This is a genomic window from Spirochaeta dissipatitropha, assembly GCF_054657935.1.
The window spans coordinates 309,658-328,972 of record NZ_BAAHXT010000003.1; the positions used below are offsets into that span (position 1 = coordinate 309,658).

Annotated in this window: 19 protein-coding genes; 7 read left to right on the top strand and 12 right to left on the bottom strand. The window is 49.4% G+C overall.

Features of this window, described 5'->3' with window-relative positions:
* Positions 1-36: 36 nt before the first annotated feature.
* The 3 genes from ACYQ2L_RS04985 to ACYQ2L_RS04995 all read right to left on the bottom strand — a co-directional run bounded on the left by ACYQ2L_RS04985 (position 37) and on the right by ACYQ2L_RS04995 (position 2,010).
* Entirely contained in the window at positions 37-480 is a 444-nt protein-coding gene (locus tag ACYQ2L_RS04985; protein WP_460051864.1) for a hypothetical protein, read from the bottom strand.
* A gap of 79 nt (positions 481-559) precedes the next feature.
* Positions 560-1,576, bottom strand: a complete 1,017-nt coding sequence (locus tag ACYQ2L_RS04990; RefSeq protein WP_460051867.1) for an alpha/beta fold hydrolase — start codon at positions 1,574-1,576, stop codon at positions 560-562.
* Between the two features lie 44 nt (positions 1,577-1,620).
* Entirely contained in the window at positions 1,621-2,010 is a 390-nt protein-coding gene (locus ACYQ2L_RS04995) for a DUF1801 domain-containing protein (protein WP_460051869.1), read from the bottom strand.
* 105 nt (positions 2,011-2,115) lie between these two features.
* Between ACYQ2L_RS04995 and ACYQ2L_RS05000 the strand changes: the two genes are divergently transcribed.
* Positions 2,116-2,511 (top strand): GNAT family N-acetyltransferase, encoded by a 396-nt coding sequence (locus ACYQ2L_RS05000; RefSeq protein WP_460051872.1) that lies wholly within the window; start codon positions 2,116-2,118, stop codon positions 2,509-2,511.
* A 6-nt stretch (positions 2,512-2,517) separates the two neighbouring features.
* Here ACYQ2L_RS05000 and ACYQ2L_RS05005 read toward each other — a convergent pair whose 3' ends face one another.
* A complete protein-coding gene (locus tag ACYQ2L_RS05005) occupies positions 2,518-3,252 on the bottom strand; it encodes a Crp/Fnr family transcriptional regulator (protein ID WP_460051876.1) in 735 nt (244 codons plus the stop codon).
* A 100-nt stretch (positions 3,253-3,352) separates the two neighbouring features.
* On the opposite strand from ACYQ2L_RS05005, the gene ACYQ2L_RS05010 reads away from it, so the two are divergent.
* A complete protein-coding gene (locus ACYQ2L_RS05010) occupies positions 3,353-5,614 on the top strand; it encodes a patatin-like phospholipase family protein (protein WP_460051879.1) in 2,262 nt (753 codons plus the stop codon).
* Between the two features lie 93 nt (positions 5,615-5,707).
* On the opposite strand, the gene ACYQ2L_RS05015 is transcribed toward ACYQ2L_RS05010, so the two are convergent.
* The 3 genes from ACYQ2L_RS05015 to ACYQ2L_RS05025 are packed head-to-tail and all read right to left on the bottom strand — an operon-like array spanning position 5,708 to position 8,583.
* Entirely contained in the window at positions 5,708-7,108 is a 1,401-nt protein-coding gene (locus ACYQ2L_RS05015) for an NAD(P)(+) transhydrogenase (Re/Si-specific) subunit beta (RefSeq protein WP_460051883.1), read from the bottom strand.
* 3 nt (positions 7,109-7,111) lie between these two features.
* On the bottom strand, positions 7,112-7,402 hold the full coding sequence (locus tag ACYQ2L_RS05020) for an NAD(P) transhydrogenase subunit alpha part 2 (protein ID WP_460051886.1): 291 nt from the start codon (positions 7,400-7,402) through the stop codon (positions 7,112-7,114).
* 35 nt (positions 7,403-7,437) lie between these two features.
* A complete protein-coding gene (locus tag ACYQ2L_RS05025) occupies positions 7,438-8,583 on the bottom strand; it encodes a Re/Si-specific NAD(P)(+) transhydrogenase subunit alpha (RefSeq protein WP_460051889.1) in 1,146 nt (381 codons plus the stop codon).
* 125 nt (positions 8,584-8,708) lie between these two features.
* Between ACYQ2L_RS05025 and ACYQ2L_RS05030 the strand changes: the two genes are divergently transcribed.
* Positions 8,709-10,067, top strand: a complete 1,359-nt coding sequence (locus tag ACYQ2L_RS05030) for an MATE family efflux transporter (RefSeq protein ID WP_460051892.1) — start codon at positions 8,709-8,711, stop codon at positions 10,065-10,067.
* Between the two features lie 14 nt (positions 10,068-10,081).
* Here the strand turns inward: ACYQ2L_RS05030 and ACYQ2L_RS05035 are convergent, their stop codons facing one another.
* Both ACYQ2L_RS05035 and ACYQ2L_RS05040 read right to left on the bottom strand, forming a co-directional pair.
* Positions 10,082-10,942, bottom strand: a complete 861-nt coding sequence (locus ACYQ2L_RS05035; protein WP_460051894.1) for a lipoate--protein ligase family protein — start codon at positions 10,940-10,942, stop codon at positions 10,082-10,084.
* Positions 10,943-10,953: 11 nt separating this feature from the next.
* Positions 10,954-11,637 carry a DUF2259 domain-containing protein gene (locus ACYQ2L_RS05040; protein WP_460051896.1) on the bottom strand — a complete coding sequence of 228 codons (684 nt, stop codon included), beginning with the start codon at positions 11,635-11,637 and terminating at the stop codon, positions 10,954-10,956.
* A 249-nt stretch (positions 11,638-11,886) separates the two neighbouring features.
* On the opposite strand from ACYQ2L_RS05040, the gene ACYQ2L_RS05045 reads away from it, so the two are divergent.
* Positions 11,887-12,648, top strand: coding sequence for a hypothetical protein (locus ACYQ2L_RS05045; protein ID WP_460051900.1), 762 nt, complete (start codon positions 11,887-11,889; stop codon positions 12,646-12,648).
* 35 nt (positions 12,649-12,683) lie between these two features.
* Here ACYQ2L_RS05045 and ACYQ2L_RS05050 read toward each other — a convergent pair whose 3' ends face one another.
* Positions 12,684-13,340, bottom strand: a complete 657-nt coding sequence (locus ACYQ2L_RS05050) for a diacylglycerol/polyprenol kinase family protein (RefSeq protein WP_460051903.1) — start codon at positions 13,338-13,340, stop codon at positions 12,684-12,686.
* Between the two features lie 224 nt (positions 13,341-13,564).
* Between ACYQ2L_RS05050 and ACYQ2L_RS05055 the strand changes: the two genes are divergently transcribed.
* From ACYQ2L_RS05055 to ACYQ2L_RS05065, 3 genes are all read left to right on the top strand, one after another.
* A complete protein-coding gene (locus ACYQ2L_RS05055) occupies positions 13,565-15,097 on the top strand; it encodes a phytoene desaturase family protein (RefSeq protein WP_460051906.1) in 1,533 nt (510 codons plus the stop codon).
* A gap of 61 nt (positions 15,098-15,158) precedes the next feature.
* The gene (gene proS, locus ACYQ2L_RS05060; protein ID WP_460051910.1) at positions 15,159-16,598 is read left to right on the top strand and encodes a proline--tRNA ligase; all 1,440 of its coding nucleotides are present in this window, start codon (positions 15,159-15,161) and stop codon (positions 16,596-16,598) included.
* Between the two features lie 20 nt (positions 16,599-16,618).
* Positions 16,619-17,380, top strand: coding sequence for a hypothetical protein (locus ACYQ2L_RS05065; protein WP_460051914.1), 762 nt, complete (start codon positions 16,619-16,621; stop codon positions 17,378-17,380).
* A gap of 21 nt (positions 17,381-17,401) precedes the next feature.
* Here ACYQ2L_RS05065 and ACYQ2L_RS05070 read toward each other — a convergent pair whose 3' ends face one another.
* A complete protein-coding gene (locus ACYQ2L_RS05070; RefSeq protein WP_460051916.1) occupies positions 17,402-18,628 on the bottom strand; it encodes a dicarboxylate/amino acid:cation symporter in 1,227 nt (408 codons plus the stop codon).
* Entirely contained in the window at positions 18,625-19,302 is a 678-nt protein-coding gene (locus ACYQ2L_RS05075) for a hypothetical protein (protein WP_460051919.1), read from the bottom strand. The genes ACYQ2L_RS05070 and ACYQ2L_RS05075 overlap by 4 nt, the downstream gene beginning before the upstream one ends.
* Positions 19,303-19,315: the final 13 nt, after the last annotated feature.

Below are 19,315 nucleotides of genomic sequence, written 5' to 3' on the forward strand. Positions count from 1 at the left end.
GCGCTGACCACCGTAGTAGCTCGTCGAATTCAAACCCTAAGGCACTACTCTTGCGATACCTGAGTAGACCAAAATATCCGAAACATCCCCGGGCACGGTTGACTCAAAAGGCAGGCCATTCGTAAGTGCATACTCGTAATAGTAATTTCCTTCGGTAATGGGGATGAAGTCTATCCAGAACCGGCCTCCTTCCACCTTACCAATGATCCGCACAAGATTCCCGGCATCGTTTCGAACAATCTGGAATTGGCACCGGAGCTCCTCGCCGTTGACACTCACGAACCCTAGTGAAATCTCCTCCAGAATACGAATACGCTCGATCTGATGACCTGTTTCTACGCTGGAGTACGCCGGGCGAGTGACAATACGCGATCCATCCGGTAACTCCAGCTTTTCCACGCTCATTAAATTCTCGATCGGCTCGAACTCAATTCCAAATGCAAAAGTCCCCGTAGTCAGAATCGATAACAGGAGCGACATGATGCACCAGAATCTAATAAGCCGCTTCATGATACTCGTCTTCAAATCAATACCCTTCCATTACAACAATTATATGCTCTCACTCAGCGGCCAAATGTTCAATTACCTGCTGCATCATAGTTTCCATTCCCGGGACAGGAATTACATGACCAACACCTTCCAGGGTAAGAAGCCTGGAACCAGGTAATAATTCATGCAGTTTCTGCCCGTGCTCATACGGGAGCATCCTGTCCTCGGTACCATGAATAATAAGAACCGGCATTTCCAGCTTTTCCAGACGGCTGTATCTTGATCCTGAAAGAACCACCGCCTTCTGATGCTGAAAGACCGCCTTCATATTTATTCCTTTTCGCTTCCGAATATCATAGAGTACCTGCTCGGCAGTTTCACGTATATCAAAATGCTCTCTTCCCACTGCCATGAGCATATTGGCAATCCGCTCTTTTATCAGGTTCTTTTCACCACCAATTATTCGGTATCTCAGAAAGGGCAGCCCTTTGAACATTGACTTGAACAGATACAGGGAAGAAGGACCCGGCAGTTCTGCATCCATGGGATTCGCACTTGTCATCATTAGTGTCAGTGATTTAATACGATCGGGAAAACCGATTGCAAGCTCCTGAGCCAGCATTCCACCTAGGGACATACCGAATACATGGGCTTCTGATATCCCCGCTGCATCGAGTACAGAAATAGTATCCCTGGCCATATCCCCCAGAGAGTAAGCATTCTTTTTGCTCCAGTCCTTCATCCAGTCTGACATTCCCGTCCCTCTGTAATCAAAGCGCAGAACCTGGAATCCTGAATCAGTAAATGCACCAATGAAGGATGGCGGCCACAAAAAGGAATCTCCTGCCATAGACATAAGGAGACAGACTGTGCCTCTGACTGGAACATCAGACCTGATCAGCTCATACCAGATTTTAACTGAATCTGATTCGGCATAGCCGGTGGTTCCCGTAATCAGTTCCGGGAGCTCGGACTCCAGCACTTCATCTATAATTGCCTTGTCATCCCTGCTCAATCCTGACCCGGCGCAGAATATGTATACCAGACAGAGCACGATTGCTGCTGCAATAATGTAAACTGCTGTCATAAAGTCTCCTGTGGAAGAGAGTATACCATGATTTTCCCACTGGACTATAATTTCTCGAGTTTTCCCTTCCTCCTGACAAGATTCCGGTAATCCCATTGAATCTCACAGGCTTTATCAAGACAGCGCTGTAGAAAGTTGATATCTATTTCACTGATCTCATTATAGAACACCGAGGCATCCTTGAATTTTTTACCGACCACATTCAGGTGCTCTTCGCCGAAATCTGCACCACTCCAGAACATCAAACGGATCCCCGGTTTTTGCTTGCTGTATCCAACGATTGGATTTTTCTTCAGAAACCAGACGGGATGAGCATGCCACACCTTACTCTCTGCTTCTGGTAGATTCCTGTCGATCTCCTCCGCCAGTAACCGGCATATTTCCCGATCATCTGGCTCAAGAGCTTCATTGTATTTCTGGATATCCGGGTGCATCTTCAACCTCCTGCAGTGCGAGCAAATTAATACGATCGCATTAAGAACACATAATTTGACAGCCATTCTCCCGTGAACTACACTCCCCAAAGGAGAAATAGCAGCATGGAAATTAAAAGATACAACAAAAACCGGGATGAAGACAAACTCATGAGGATGATTGAGGATGAGGGTGAAGACTGGTCCTGCTATTCAGCCCCTGAAAATTCGCCACGCTACAGGGCCGCTCTGGAGAACTCAATTACTGTGGTTGCTTACGAAGGGGAGGAACTCTGCGGGTATTCCCGCTCGATTGACGACTGCGGGTTCTACATTTATGTCTGCGATCTGCTGGTCATGCCGAAACATCGAGGTAAAAACATAGGCTCTCAGCTCATGGAGTGTCTGTACAGTGATTACCCGGAATGCATCGTCTATGTCATGTCAGACGTCGACGAGTACTACCGTAAACAGGGATATGTCAGAGAAGGCAGTGTATTCGAAGTGAGAAGACGGAACTGAAACATACTATGTCTCGGTTAAATCAGGGAGGAGCCTGAGAAATTCAGCCTTAACCACCTTATAGCATTCACATACCCGGGCTTCCAGACCTGGTCTGTCCAGAACAGTAATATGACCTCGATTATATTTTATCAATCCAGCTTTCTGTATTTTGCCGGCAGCCTCAGTCACTCCCTCCCGCCTTACACCCAGCATATCCGCAATCAGCTCCTGGGTCATTTTCAGTTCGTTGCCCTTCAGCCGATCCAAACTGAGCAGGAGCCAGCGGCACAGCTGCTGATCCACGCTATGATGTCTGTTGCAGACTGCTGTTTGCGCCATCTGACTGAACAGTGCCAGGGTATAACGCAGCAGCAGATGCTGTACGGCACCTGAGCGGTTGAATTCCTGCGTGAGCAGAGCTCCCTTCAAACGATAGGCCTGGCCCGCACTCTGCACCACTGCCCGACTCGGCATGGTCTGCCCACCCAGGATCAAGGCTATTCCAACTACCCCTTCATTCCCGACAACCGCAATCTCTGCGGATGAACCATTCTCCATGACATTTAACAGTGAAACAATGGAGTTGGTTGGAAAATAGACCCAATCCATTTCGCCGCCGGATTCGCTCAGAATATGACCGAGTGGTAAGGGGACCAGTTCCAGGTTCGGTGAGATTCTCTGATAATCAGCATCCTTCAGAACAGCAAGTAAACGGTTCTCCCGGGGATCAGGCCTTTCAGCCGGGTTATCATCAGACAAATAAACCTCCTAGTTAATTACATACTCTGTGCGCTAGCGCACAGACGAAGACGCATCCATATAACTAACTTAGTTAAATACTCATTCAAGGTGTAAGGAAATGAAGAATAACACGCTGCTATCGATATTTCTGGCACTAATGTGCCTGCTTGGCCCTTCTGAATCTCTGTGGGCCCGTGATTCTGATCAGGATTCACGCCCAACTGTCGCTCTGGTTCTTGAAGGTGGAGGTGCTCTCGGTTTTGCCCACATAGGGGTAATCAAGATAATTGAAGAGCTCGGAATTCCCATTGACCTGGTCGTCGGCACCAGTATGGGAGCCACTGTAGGCGGTTTTTATGCCATGGGATATGACTCCAGTCGTCTGGAAGAGATTACCCTGAGCATTAACTGGGACGATGTTTTTGCAGAGCAGATCGCAAATATAGATGAACGCTACCTGGACAGAATCGACCAGTCCAGCTACTTTGCGAGTCTCGACTTTGATCTCTCGGGATTCCAGGTTCCGGGCAGCCTGCTAACCGGACGGAAAATGCTCTACTACCTTGATCGTCTGACACTGGATGCAGCCTTTCCGACGGATTTCGATCGCATGCCGCGGAGATTTCGCGCTGTCACGACCGACATGGCGACGGGAGAACGCGTAGTAATCGGCCAGGGATCTCTTTCGGATGCCATGCGTGCCAGCATGGGCATACCAGGCGTCCTCGCCCCATTCATTATAGACGGCCGATACCTTATTGACGGCTTTGTCGTTGACAATCTGGCTGTCGATGTTGCTAGAGATCTTGGAGCTGATCTGATCATTGCAGTTCATCTCAGCCGGGACATCCCATTTGATCCCGAATCCCTGAACAGGAATCCTCTGGAAACTCTAACCCGCGCGGTGGACATAATGGTTCTCTCCAATGTTCAGAGGCAATTGAGCGATGCCGACCTCATTGTAAAGGTAGATGTAAGCCGCTACGAGACTACTGATTATAAGAATGCAGTCGAGATTATTGCCCTGGGAAAAAACAGAGCAAATGAAATGCGGATGGAGTTCGCACTCTTGAAATCGAAACTGGGTTCATTGTCCGACTACTCCGCTGATTTGCGACAGGATGATCAGACTCCGATTTCGAGGATTGATATAACTGGAGGCAGCCGGAATGATCGCGACAGTGTCCGGATACTGTTTGCGCCTTTTGTCGGTAATACCCTGGTTCCCGAGGAGCTGGAAAAAGCAATTGCAACACTCGAGGCCAGTGGAAGCTACGAGTACATCCGGCTTCAGCGGACAAATGAAGAAAACGGTCCGGTGCTGACAGTCAGACTACAGAAACGGAAGGCACCCGGTCATTCTCTCCGCCTTGGTTTTGATTATGAATCTACATATTCGGGCTCAAGCCTGAGCAGTGCAGGCCTTTCCTTCAGCATGGTGTTCCGCAGCCTTTTGACAGAGCATTCCAGACTGATGGTAAACGCAGGAATTCTCGATTCACCTGCCGTAGAACTTATTCTGCTACAGCCAATCGGAACGGATTTATTCATTGAGGGCTTCGCCATGGCCCGTCAGAGCACTGAAGCATATTTCAACAACACCTCCGGAATCTTCCTTCAGCAGACAGGAACCGTTGAGCTGGGCGTTAATCTAGGAGCGAGCCCTGTTACCTGGCTTGAGATAACAACAGGAATCCGTTACCAGTGGGTGAAGGCCGCTCTGGATCCGATAATTCCTTCCGGAGAAGCGCAGAACACAGCCCTGATAGGGAGTATTCTGCTCTCAACCTACCGCCTGGATTCACCTGTACTTCCAACAGTCGGGTATTCGGTACAAGCCCGCTATGATCAATCGTTTGTGCAATCGGGATCTGCTGCAGTTTTCCGGGTGTTGAATATCGAAGGATTCATACTACCTGACCTCAGCATTCCCTTTTCTTTTGCTCTCTGGGCAAAAGCAGGAAGCGATTTCAGCGCTCAGGCCGATGCTGCAGGGGCAGCACCCCTGTATCATAAACCCCGTCTCTCTGACAGACAGTTTTTTCCCGGACCACTGGAAGTCCAGGAACGGATCGGAAGCCATATTGCCGGAATTGGAATCGAACTGAAATACCAGCTGAATGATGCATTCAGAGCAACCGACTTTCCCACATTTGTACTGCTGCATGCATCGCAGGGAACCGTCCTTCCGGATTATGATGATCTGTATAAGTTTACTGATTTCAGTCACTGGACCACAACCATAGGCCTAGGCACCCGCTTCAACGACGGATTCGGTGCCTTGTTCAGGCTGGGCGGTACATACAGGCTTGATGATCGCTTCCGAATGTTCCTTGCCCTGGATCTTGGTTCAATCGGAAACCGGAAGAAAAACCGCTGATACCTGCATCTTGAGCAGCAAAAAAGAAACCCCCTTCTGCACGCAACAGAAGGGGGCTCAATTCAATCAAAATAAAATCAGCTATCCGGAAAATCAGACTTCCTTGTAGGCCACTACAAGTTCATCCATGACCTTTTTACCATCACCAAAGAGCATGAGGGTATTGTCGGCAGCGAACAGGGGGTTGTCGATTCCGGCAAATCCGGGACTGAGGCTCCGCTTGATTACCACGACGGTGCGGGCCTGGTCGACATCGAGAATCGGCATACCAGCAATCGGGTTGCCCTTCGGCTCACGAGCGACCGGGTTTACAACGTCATTGGCTCCAAGGACAATTACCACGTCAGTAGCAGCAAAAGTCGGATTAACCTGATCCATTTCCAGCAGCTTGTCATAGCTTATGTTTTCCTCTGCCAGCAGGACATTCATGTGACCGGGCATGCGTCCGGCAACCGGATGAATTCCGAAAACGACTTCTATGCCTTCCTTCTCCATCATTTCAGTAATCTGTCGTACCGCGGTTTGAGCCCGGGCAACAGCCATTCCGTATCCTGGTACAAATACTACACGCTGTGCAGATTTGAGAATCATGGCGACCTCATCCGGGCTGGTGCTGGTAACCTTACCGGTATAAATGTCGCTTCCACCTTCAGTCTTGACCACTGCACCAACGCCGCCAAAAAGGACATTAGCAAGAGAGCGGTTCATTGCCTTACACATAATCCGGGTAAGTATGATTCCGGATGCACCAACCAGAGAACCGGCAACGATAAGGATCGTATTGGTCAACACAAAACCTGTCGCTGCGGCAGCGATACCGGAATAGGAGTTAAGAAGAGCAATTACTATGGGCATGTCAGCGCCGCCAATCGGTAGTACCAGCATGAGACCCAATGCACCGGCTATAGCTGCCATAATCCAGTAGTACATGGTTACTGAAGGATCCAGCACGATAAGCACACCCATGACAATAGAACCAGCGAGCAGCAATACCTTTACGACCTGCTCACCGGGATAACGTACAGGCTTCTCGGTTACGATACCCTGCAGTTTGCCGAATGCGATAACACTACCGAAAAAGGTAATGGCACCGATAACACCGGAAGCAGCTATGGAAATGGTGAACTGGTAATCCTGAGCCACAGCGGCTCCTTCGAGACCAAGCTCAATATAGAGGGCAGCAGCAGCAACCAGAACCGAGGCAATACCACCAAAACCGTTGAAGAGACCAACCAGCTGAGGCATGGCTGTCATCTGGATTTTGAGGGCCAGCACGGTTCCAACCAGGGTACCGGCAGCAATGCCGATCAGAATCCATTCAATATTGAGAATCCCCTGGTTGAGCAGGGTGACAACAACTGCGAGGAACATACCCAGGGCACCAAGCAGGTTTCCCTGCACTGCAGTTCTGGGGTGAGACATGCGCTTCAGTCCGACAATAAAAAAGACCGCCGCGACTACATACCCGAGGTTTGCGATAATCTGTAAATCCATGGCTTAGTCCTTTTTCTTGAATTTCTTGAGCATCCGGTGGGTAACAACAAACCCGCCGACGACGTTAATGGTGGCAAAAAAGAGCGCTGCCATACCAAGTCCCATGGTCAGCATCTCTGACTCGAACCCCAGCGAAATAAGTGCACCAATAATTGTTATGCCGGATATGGCATTGGATCCCGACATCAGCGGGGTATGCAGGATTGGCGGAACTTTGGTAATAACCTCAAAGCCGACAAAAACTGCCAGTACAAAAATGGTGAGCACCTGAATAAATATCATTGCTTCTGTCATGTAATTCTCCTGATTAATCTTTTCCCTGGAGCAGGCTAAAGCCCCAGCCATTCCCTGGTTCTTTCATTCGGCACGGAACCTTCATGGGTAACAACTGTCGCCTGCATAATTTCATCTTCCATATCGAACTTGAGCTCTCCGCTTTCCTTGTTTATGAGCAGCTGCAGATAGGTTGTAATGTTTTTTGAGTACAGCTGACTGGCATGAAAGCTCAGACTGGAAGCAATATTTTCCGGCCCGATAATCTGTACACCCTTATGATCAACGGTCTCTCCGGCCTTTGAAGGCTCGACATTTCCACCACGTTCAACAGCAAGGTCGATTATTACGGAACCTGGCGCCATAGCCTCTACCATCTCTGTGGTGACCAGTACTGGTGACTTCTTGCCCGGGATCGCTGCGGTCGTTATTACGACATCGCTTTCGGCAATAACAGAGAGCATGAGCTCACGCTGCTTGCGGTAAAAATCCTCGTTCATTTCCCGGGCATAACCACCGCTGTCTTCAGCAGAATCTGCCTCGAGCTCCATCTCGACAAACTTTGCACCAAGACTCAGAACCTGATCCTTGACCGCAGGTCGTATATCATAGGCACTTACAACTGCCCCGAGCCGTTTGGTTGTTGCAATAGCCTGCAGACCGGCAACTCCGACACCGACCACAAATACCTTGGCCGGAGTAAGTGTTCCGGCGGCAGTCATCATCATCGGAAACATTTTCGGAAGATTATCAGCAGCCAGCAGACCTGCCTTGTATCCGGCCAGGTTTGCCATGGATGAAAGCACATCCATACTCTGGGCACGGGTGATGCGCGGCATAAGCTCCATGGAAAGCGCAGTAACGCCGTTCTTGACGAATGCACTGAAGACATCAGCAGGCTGGTATGGATCCATCATACCGATTACGGTCTGTCCTTTCCGGGCAAGATCAGGAAGATCCGGCCGTGAAGCTCCAGACTGCACCATCAGCAGCACATCAGCTTTTTTGGCTATATCCGCGGCAGTGGCAGCAATTTCTGCTCCCTTGTCACGATACTGTTCATCCGGATATCCTGCAGCAACACCTGCTCCTGATTCCACAAGCAGGCTGGCACCAGCCTTTATCAGTCCAGGTAAATGCGCAGGAACCAGAGCTACACGCCGCTCATTGGCTGCAGTCTCTTTGAGAACCCCTATAATCATGGATTACTCCCCTTCTCATATATTTTCATGCATAATATACTGAGATTTCCCTTAAAATGAAAGCACTGTAATTCCATTCAGCAGTTCTGTATATTTAATACATTTATCCTGGCAGCGGAGAAACTATGTCCACTATTACCCCTGATCACCACAGTCTGTACCCGCGGCTGGTGAGGCTGGCAGTTCCTATTATGGCAGCCAACCTCCTGCAGATGCTCTACAACCTTGCAGACGCATACTTTTTGGGTAAGCTCGGGGCTGCCGCAGTATCAGCTCCGGCAATCTCCATGAATCTGGTTATGTTCGTTGTGGTCTTCGGCATGGCATTTTCGACGGCCGGCACCACCCTGATCGCACAGTCAAAGGGACAGAACAACCAGACCAAGGTGAACTTCTACCTGGGGCAGATGGTATTCAGCGGCATTCTGATTGCAGTAATGGCTGCAGTCTTCGGAAATCTCTTTGCCCGCCCGATTCTGACCCTGATGCGGGTACCCGAAGATGCCTTTGAATACACCTACCAGTATCTGAGCATTGTGTTTACAGGAATTCCATTCATTTTCTTTGCCTTCCTTCTGCAGGGAGCACTACAGGGCATCGGCAACAGCATAACACCGCTTCTCGTAAAGGGAGCCAGTGTCGTGCTGAACGTAATCCTCGATCCACTTCTGATTTACGGAATCGGCCCCTTCCCCCGGCTTGAAGTGCGCGGTGCAGCTATTGCAACGGTAATATCCCAGGGCCTAGCATCTGCTGCCGCCATCTGGATTTTGCTCGGCGGCCGCCATGGTATGCAGCTCAAGTTTCGTAATCTACGGCCGAGGCTGGCAGCCCAGAAGCTTCTGCTGCGAATCGCTATTCCTTCATCCCTTGGACAGGGAATATCCAGTCTGGGTTTTACTGTTCTTCAGGGTGTCGTAAACGGACTTGGCACACCGGTAGTTGCAGCCTTCGGCATCGGGGGCAGAATCATCAGTCTCTTTGGCATGCCGGCTGCGGGATTCTCCAGAGCCACCGCTGCTATGGTGGGGCAGAGTCTCGGGGCACGCCGTCCAGAGGACGCCAAGCGGATTGTCCGGATGTCTGTCATTACGATTCTGGCTTTTATTAGTGTCGGCATGACCAGCACCTTTATTTTCGGCAGTTCATTTATCCGGTTTTTCGTGGATGATCCGGAAGTAATCGCTATCGGGACCATTATGTTCAGGATAATATCGGTGTCAGTTATTCCTTTTACCATGTTTACCGTAATCACGGGTGCATTCGAGGGCGGCGGCGATACCAAACCGGTGATGTTCCTGCACATCCTCCGCCTCTGGGGACTAAGGGTTCCCCTGGCTGCATTTTTTATTGCTGTTATAGGTATTGGTGAACTCGGTATCTGGTGGGCTATGTTCATATCCAATATTGTGACCGCGACCATTGGATTCCTGCTGCTCTCACGCGGCAGCTGGCTGCACAAGCTTGACCCCGATGACCTGTAACAGGACAAAAGAAACTATCGTCCCCCCAGATGATAATTCCATGAGTTCCGGGCATATTTCTGATCGACGAGAATATCGGCATCTGCCAGTTCTACAGCTGTAATCGGGATATCCTGCCATTCAATATTCATACACTCAGCAAAACTCCTGCGAAGTCCTGCAACCAACTCACCCCGGGAAGGAAAGGTTCCGTCAAATTCCGGACACTCTTCGAGCGCTGAATACAAGTCAGTTACATTTTGCGAATCCGGCAATGCATGTTCGGCAAACAGATTTTTCTGCTGCTCTATATCCAGGCGTAACGGAATCGAACCATGCTGAAAAACTATGCTGCCCATCCGTCGCTGAGCATTGCCGCCCAGCTTTCGGAGTGTTCCATCCGGATACCGGAGGCTGATATCAAAGGCCTCAGTCCCGGCAAAACAATGGACGGTCTTTCGACCAAGTTCAGCAGATGCTTCATTGCGATCCACCGCATATTCCACATCCAGACCGAGGCTCCGGTAGTATTCAAGGAGAAAAGAGCAGATTTTCCTGTATGATTCCTTGACCGACATATTGCCGAAATCATGACGTGAGCAAACCAGGCTGTAGGTAAGCTCATGATCATGAAAAATGGCACCCCCCCCGGTAATACGCCGTACCATCGGAATACCTGAAGCCTCACAGTTCTGTGGATAAATGTCATCGTCAAAACTCTGAAACCTTCCGATAGAAACTGACGCCCCATCCCACCCATAAAACCGCAGCAAGGGGTAATCAGGACGGTTCTCATAAGAGTGAAGCAAAGCCTCATCTACTGCCATGGCAAGAGGTCCCGGAAGGGGACCTGTATCCATAAAGCGCCATACTTTCGCGGGGTTTCTGCTGGTCATTACATGTAAATTTAACGAAAGCGAAGAGTTTCGACCATATACCTCAGATCGATTCCCTTCTCGGCATAGCGCTGCATCTCGATTACAAATACAATCGATCCATCATCTGGAGAAACAACTGCCTGATGAACACGATACCTCTGCACACCCGGGCGATCAAACTCCGGAAGACCAACAGTGAAACGGCGGCTGTTTCCGGATTCAGGGACAAAGCGTACGTCAAGATGAAAACGCCCCTTGACATCGGCCTTATCACCACTGAAGCTCTGAATGAGTTCAACCTGGAATCGATTACCGGTCTCGAAATCCCTGAAATCAAGTTTATCCCGTGAAGGTTCACCATCTATTCTTGCATAGACAATCCGTCCCTTGTTTGTATGTTTAATGCCGTGCTCAGTCAGAATCGCGTCATGCTCCCGAATCAGATGATGCATAGCACCGGCTCCGTTTGCTCCCGGTGTAATCAGCTGTTCCACTGTACGCCGCAGCACACCTTGTGGAACAAATCGATTTGCAGGAACATCGACGACATACAAATCAGCATAGGGAAAAAGAGTTTTCTCCTGCACACCGAACTGCGAGAATGCGAAGTACCGGGAATTATCAGAAAAACCGAGGTTCTGGAACTCGGCAATATCCCCAGCTGAAAGCAGACCGCAAACGAGTAACAAAATGCCAGCGATGGATAGTTTCATTACGGTACCTCCCTGATTCAATTATCGAACATCCGTGGAAAATCTATAGGATTTCTTTTTTAAATCCTATTGAGCTTTTTGCAAAATTACAATTTACATGGGCATTCGCAAGATTATAACTTCTCAAGTTGTTTATATAAAACAACTTGAGAAGTCACTACTGATGCGAGGAGGAAATTGCACGTTATTTTGCAATTTCCTCTATTGTTTATCTTTCTTGCTTTCCTTCTTTACATTACAATTACGACTATGACACTCAGGGTACGCCGAAATACTATTACAGCGCTGATTTTACTTCAAGCTTCTATTCTTGTCGGATTGATCATTGGATTAACCATGATAGACAAGAGCTACACAGAGCTGTCCAGGATTTATTCCGGTCTGACTGCACGCCTGGTATGGCTGGCGGTAATGATTCCGATACAGGTATTACTACTGCGGCTGTTCAGAAAAAGTTCAATTCCGGAAATGTTTCTGACACTGTTCTCGACCTGTCTGATCGGGCTGGAGAGCATCTCGACAGTATTTATTTTTTTCCACGAGCTGCAGCAAGCCCTTCTCTATTATGAGCTTGTAGCCCGTCTCTTTCTGCTTCTGCAGATATCCGGTATCACCGGTTTTTTCTTCATTTCCATGTACGCGGGGGGAATTCAGTATTCCAAAATTGCCAACATTCTATGGACACAGCTCATAGTCGGATTGCTCTTTGCCTATGCACTGCCGATCCAGACAGCCGGCAGTTTCACCATCTTCTCGATTCCAGCTGGCTCTTCTTTTTACCCGATTCTTTACGGAGGAGCTTTCCTTGCAATTCTTGCTGGAGGCAGCGGCTTCATTCAACAGCGTAGCCTTGAAGGATGGAGACTCCTTGCAGCCTGCTTTCTGATGATCACCGGCCGGATGCTGAGTTTTGCAGGAACAAGTGGAATGTACACTGCCGGAATGATAGTATTTCTGGCGGGACTGGCCGTCTTCTCGACGGAGCAGTACCAGCGTTATCTATGGAATTGAGGTTCTGTGGATTTGCAGATGGTACGAAGAAATAATCAGAGAATCAATAGAAGCTGAGCCGCCATACCAACACCGACCGGCAACAGGATGTTATCAAAATCCTTTGATGGAAGCACCTCGAGGAATGTTCCGGTAGCAGCCAGAACCAGCGCATGTGCAGGATTCTGTACGATCGGATATGCAGCAACAAAAACTGCAGCAAAACATGATGCACTGCCGGCTATGGTTTTACCACCAGTACCGGGAATACGAATCCGGCCAAAGAGTTTCCCGATAATACTGGAAATACCATCACCGAAGGCAAGGGCATAAATGGCAACGGCTGCAGCAGGATAGGGATAAAAAAGCAGTGCCAGCATAGCACCTAGACCTAAGGACACCGGTCCAAGAACAAAATGTCCGAAATCCCGCTCACGTGAAGCCATCTGTGTGAGTCTGGAGATAAGAAATACCCTTCGCCCCTGGGTTCGAAGATATTCAGCTGTCGTGTACACAACTATCCCGGCAGAAAGCAGCGCAATGGCAAAACCAACACCGATAATGCTGGCAATGGAAGGAACAAAGGCAATAAGTACGTGAATGGATTTTCTGACCAGCTCACGCTGCAGATCAAATCCTACAGAATTAACGTAGAAACCGATGCTGCCTGAATGTTTCATGTCTCCTGCTGCTGTCTGTATTGTTGCCTGCATAAGTTTTACCTTCCACTTAGATACATGCAATATTCATGCCAATATTCGAATCCTGACATAAATCTAATTAAATCAATATAATGAAACAAGATAAGGCTAATCAAACTGCTTCTATCATAATATTCTGGTTCGAAATGTCTTTTTTTTCATACACTGACATTCATAGAATAGAATTCAGGTATTGACCGCGTCCGTCTGCCTGCATACATTTCACTGGGGGCATAATGAAAAAGCATATTGAATCCGCAGTTGTGATCGGTGCAGGAATCGGTGGACTTACTGCAGCCTGCTATCTCGCAAAAGCAGGTCTTGAGGTCCAGGTCTTCGAGCAGCAATCCACTGCCGGGGGAAAAGCCCAGAGCCTCCGCTTCAAGGGCTATCGCTTCGACACCGGCCCATCTGTATTTACCATGAAGGATGTGTTCCAGCAGATATTTCATGAGCTGGGCAGCAGCATGCAGGATCTGATTGATCCGGTCCTGCCTGATCCTTCCTTCTGCTACAACTGGGCCGATGGAAGCAGGATGCAGAGTTATGCCGGTGAAGAGGCCTTGATCACGGCCGCTGAAAGTCTGGGCACCCCCGCATTTGAGGTACAACGCTATCTCAAGGACTGCAGAAGGATCTATAGAATAACGAACCGTCTCTTTCTCTGGTACAGCCTTCATGATTTCCGGACATATCTGAGCAGTGATTTCTGGCTCAATCTTTTCAGGATAGGCAGAATTCGCGCCTTGTCATCGATGCACGGAGCAAATGCCCGCTATTTCAGCGATCCAAGAATGCAGCAGTTCGCTGACCGCTATGCAACCTACAATGGATCCTCGCCATATCTGACACCAGCGACCATGAACATAATTTCCTATGTAGAGAACATTCAGGGAGCTATGAGTCTCAAGGGCGGAACCTATGCTCTTGTTCAGGCATTACTCGCACAGGCAGAAAAACTTGGAGTCGTCATTCATTACAACAGCCCTGTTTCCCGCATTCTCTACAGCCGGAACGGAAGACGAAGAAAAATCAGTGGAGTAGAACTCAACACAGCTGCAGGCCCCTTGGTTCACCCTTCTTCACTGGTAATTACCAACACAGACGTTCAGCATTGTTATGAGAAACTGCTGCAGGACAACCAGGCTCCTGAGCTCGGAAAATACCTCCGTCAGGAACCCTCCTCATCAGTCATAGTCTGGTACCTTGGTATCAAGCAGAATTTTCCCCAACTCGGATTGAACAATATTTTCTTTTCTGCTGACTATGAAAGGGAGTTCAGTGAAATTTTCGATGGTCACACAGTCCCGGAGGATCCTACTATCTATGTAAATATTACTTCAAAAATCGATTCTTCCGATGCACCTGAGGGCGGTGAAAACTGGTTTGTACTTGTCAACACTTCACCGGACAGTGGACAGGACTGGCAGGCTCTATCGCAAAAGGTATACCGACACATTCTGGAACGCTTATCCAGGGAACTTGACTGCAGACTCGAAGATTACATTGAATGCGCAGAGGTTCTTACTCCCGTAGATATTTTCCGCAGAACAGGCAGCCGTCAGGGAAGTATATATGGTATATCCAGCAACAATAGAACCGCTGCCTTCTCCCGGCACTCAAACCGCAGCCGAAGGTACCAGGGCCTGTATTTCAGCGGAGGAAGCGTGCACCCTGGTGGAGGTATGCCGATGGTTGCCTTGAGCGGCAGAATTGCAGCCGGGCTCGCCTTGCGGGATATCGGCCTGAAGCCTGCTCATCCGCAGTAATATTGACATTCAGCGGTACTGCACCTACAATCGCCATACTCTTAGCCGACAGGAAGGTACGATGGCAGAACGAATTACCCCCCGTGCAGAAAATTACTCGGACTGGTATATCGACATAATTGTTCAAGCAAAACTGGCTGATTACAGTCCGGTGAAGGGATCAATGGTGATCCGTCCGCGCGGTTATGCTATCTGGGAACGGATGCAGGCCACACTGGATGGGATGTTCAAGGAAACCGGACATGTAAACGCATATTTCCCTCTACTGATTCCAATGGAATTTATCAATCGTGAAAAAGAACACGTTGAAGGTTTTGCACCGGAACTGGCAGTCGTCACTCACGGAGGAGGGGAAAAGCTGGAAGAACCCTATGTGATCCGGCCGACAAGTGAAACCATAATCTGGAGTATGTACAAGAAATGGATACAGAGCTACCGTGACCTTCCCCTGCTCATCAATCAATGGGCCAACGTAATGCGATGGGAAAAACGGACACGCCTGTTTCTGCGTACTACAGAGTTCCTGTGGCAGGAGGGACACACTGCCCATGCCACCCGTGAGGAAGCCGTTGAAGAAACACTCAAAATACTCAATATCTACCAGAAATTCGCAGAGGAATATCTGGCAATTCCGGTTCTGACCGGGCGAAAATCCGAAAGCGAGAAGTTTGCCGGAGCCGTGGATACCTATGCAATAGAAGCGATGATGCAGGATCGAAAGGCCCTGCAGGCAGGCACCAGCCATTTTCTCGGACAGAACTTCGCCAAGGCATTTGATGTTACCTTCCAGAACCAGGAAGGCGAGCTTGATCTGGTCTGGGCGAGCAGCTGGGGGGTTTCCACCAGGCTGGTAGGTGCACTGATAATGGCTCACAGCGATGACAAGGGTCTCGTTCTTCCGCCGAAAATTGCTCCTCACCAGGTAGTTGCTGTTCCGATTTTCCGAAACAACAACCGTGAGGAAATTCTCGCATACACCGATAATATAATGAAGCAGCTGGACAGCAGCATTCGTCATACCGTGGATACCGACAGCAACAACAGCCCTGGCTGGCGATTTGCTGAATGGGAAATGCTTGGCGTACCGATCAGACTGGAAATCGGCCCGAGAGATATGGAGAATAATCAGGTAGTCATAGCCCGCCGGGATACCGGGGAGAAAGAAACCGTATCGACTGACGGCCTCTCTTCCAGAATTACTGCCCTGCTTGAGGAAATCCAGAATAATATCTTCCAGAAAGCCCTGAAGTTCCGAAGTGAGAATACTCATACCATTGAGAGTTATGACGATTTCCTCGAACTGTTCAAAAGCGGCGGAAAGGCTGGCTTTGCTGAGATGGCATGGGACGGCGATGCTGAAACCGAAGCCAGAATAAAGGCCGATACCAAAGCGACCATACGAGTACTACCATTCGGCGGAGAAGAAGCTGCAAAGGGAAAAACTGACCCGGTAAGTGGAAAACCTGCCAGGTATATGGCTATATTTGCCAAGAGCTACTAATCTTTTCTACAGGAGGGAACATGCGAAGCAAACCCCAGCACACAGGCCTTGTTTTTCTGTTCCTGCTGACTGCCGCTGTTGCCTCCTATGCCCAGACAGGAGCAGAATCCCGTCTGCCCCCCGCTCCCGGATTTCAGCATGAATTCCGGGCCGGGCCATGGTGGATCGGAAACGGGGCTCAATTGGATGGCAGCCTGGAAAAAGTACATGGCAGTGCCGTCAGCCCGCTCCGCACGGTTCCCGGCTATGCCTTTATCTATAACATGACGCCTTCTGTCAGCTTCATATTCGGCCTGGATCTTCTCTATCAGGAGTATCTGGAACTTCCCTCAGGCGCACCTTTCCCCGGCAAGACCGTTCCTGCTGACAAACACAGCGGTTCCGATTCCCCGTATCTGGACCTTGAGGCTGGTGAACTGCAGAATGTCGCTGGTGTGTTTTTACTTCCCCTGCAGATTAGCGCTGATTTCCCGCTGATCCGCCGCCAGGCCTTTCGTTCAGGACCCGGAATCGGGCTGATTCTACTGAACCGCATCCCTGTACTCATTGAAGGTAACTCCACCGCAGGGATAGTTTCGAGCTTCTGGGGCGGTGGCAATTTCATTCTGCCCGAGCTGAACTGGGCTTTCGCTTTTTCCAATCTGGAGTCGGTAGAGTATGGATTCCGACTACGCAGCATGTGGCCCCTGAGCGCTATGATTTCTCAGCCATATGAGGAGGTCGCATGGTGGGACGGCCTGAATCTGCAGCTGCAGTTTTTTATCAGGCCGCTCACACGCTAAGATTCCTGCCCGATATTTCAATCAGACAAAATCATGTTGCGGTACAAACTTGCATAAATGCTCACTGACAGCGCTGATCTGCGCGATAGCGGCGGCAAAGGCCACGTCGAGTATCGTTCCTGCGCGATAGAGAACCGGAATAACCGGAAGCAGAATCAGATACCCCTCATTGATTCCCCGCCCATGAATTCCGGCTAGAATCGAGAGCATAACAAGAATATCCGCTCCGGGAACAGCACCGAGAATAAATGAAAACCCGACAGCTGAAATTCCGACTGCAAGTACCTGGGCAATACTGATTTCCAGACTGGAATATGACCGCAGGATCACAATAAAAGCGATCATTGAAACCAGTGCAGTTCCCGCCCTGAGGAAAATCGTGGTAAAAGAAAACACCAGCGACTCGGCTTTCCTGGAGATTCCCTGATTATTCCTTCCTGTCCGCATGAGGGTAGCCAATGCAAACATATGGTTCCCGCTTATTCCCGCTGTAAGAAGTGCCGGGAGAATAGCTGAAAGGAAATGCACTGGATTTCTCTGTTGTGCAAGCAGGTATACCAGGACCGGTATGAGGACCAACACCAGTATCATTACTGTAAACCCGATCACAAATAGCAGTTCACTGAAAAGGTGCAGCTCATCCATGACTCTCATCTGCATAATAAAGGCAGCTGTTAATGGCACTAAAAGTACTGACATGAACGAGACAATCCAGGCATTCAGGGTATACATAAGCCGGGCTGCAGAATCAAAAAAATCAAGCACCGGCTCAGAAAAACTGTGCGAGGCAGTAAAACCGAATCCTAAAAACAGAGAAAGTACGAGAGCCGGAAGCAGATAGCTTCCTTCAATAGCAGCGGCAGCATTCTCAGGAAAAATCCGCAGCAGAATCTGCTGCCAGTCAGGGACTGCCGTAACTGCAGCCTCGGCCATAATAATTGGTACTCTCTGCGGTGACAGAGCCAGTACTATCAGAACGGCCAGAACGACAGCCGCGACGCTGCTTATTACCAGCAGGAGCATAGTCTTGCCGACCACTCTCAGGAGTTTACGATCCTGCCGAAGCGAGAATACAGATACCGGAACCAGAAAAAAGAGCAGTGGAACAATCATGTACTGCCCGATGTTGAGCGAGAGCTCCGCAAAGAAGGCAATGACATCATACACCGCTGTCTCACCGGCCGGCAGCCAGAGACCCAGAAAAATTCCCAGCAGTATACCTGCTCCATACCCCATCCATAACTTCATGAGAGCCCCTTCTTTCCGAACAGGCCGCTCTTACCGCTGAACTTGACCCATCGGTAGGCATGCTTGTCCTGTTTCTTCAGATATTCATCAAAAATATAGCCGGCAAGCTGTACAGGCTGATCCGACTGTGAACGAAGCCCCTGAATAATACGGCTGCTGTCCCTGTAACTCCTGAACAGGACTTCAACCGTTCGCTGTATGCCATGCATTATGCCTGAGCTGACAGGCGGTAGCACCTCCTGATTTCTTTCATCCAGAATCACTGTCAAAACGGATTGCCCTTCATCCGGAAACAGGGATAATATCTCCCGCATTAGAAACAATGGCCCGGCATACACATCCTTGATGACAGATTCCAGATCCCCCTGGGCTATTGTATGAAAGCTGAGAAGCTCGTTCGGCGGAGTAAGCATCAGGATCGCCTGCCGGAAGTCTGCTCCCAGAGATTCCGCTGTTACAGATGCACTGCGGACTACACTGCGGGATGATACGGTTGATCCCGGCCGCCATGTTAGTGGATGAAGATTACTGTCCTCGCTGGATCCCAGGAATTCGTCAAAATCCTGCTCTCCACTTGGCGCAGTAGTCACGGAGTATCCACGCTCGAGAGCAGAGGAAACCAGTTCACGCAGGGGCGCTGACCGCGTTCCCATTATCAGAAGATGTTCATTCATGATACGCTATACT